This is a genomic window from Mesorhizobium sp. WSM4809 (assembly GCF_055811655.1).
In genome coordinates this window covers 1-257 of the sequence record NZ_JBVVQW010000080.1, presented here as the reverse complement: position 1 = coordinate 257, position 257 = coordinate 1, and the positions used below count along the sequence as shown (strand labels likewise).

1 protein-coding gene is annotated in these 257 nt (G+C 39.3%); it reads left to right on the top strand.

Annotated elements, in window-relative coordinates; translation table 11 throughout:
* Positions 1-17 precede the first annotated feature (17 nt).
* On the top strand, positions 18-257 hold a 240-nt coding region (locus AC0L24_RS33930), incomplete at its 3' end, for a hypothetical protein (RefSeq protein ID WP_473565107.1).

Below are 257 nucleotides of genomic sequence, written 5' to 3'. Positions count from 1 at the left end.
AGATATACGGAGAATGTATGACAACTAAACCAGATGATGACAAGGGACTCAATAGAAAACTAATGCGGATTAAAACAAGTGATGAAGCACTAGAGCTAGGTAAACTACTTAGCTACAAAGAAATCGAGGCAGTTGTTCAAGTTGTAGAAGCCCACATCGACAAGAAAGTTAATGAGGTGCTAGATAGAGTTGAGGCTGAAGCTGGCTGGTACTCCCAACAATTTAATGACCAAGCAAGAAAAGACAATATTGAGGAT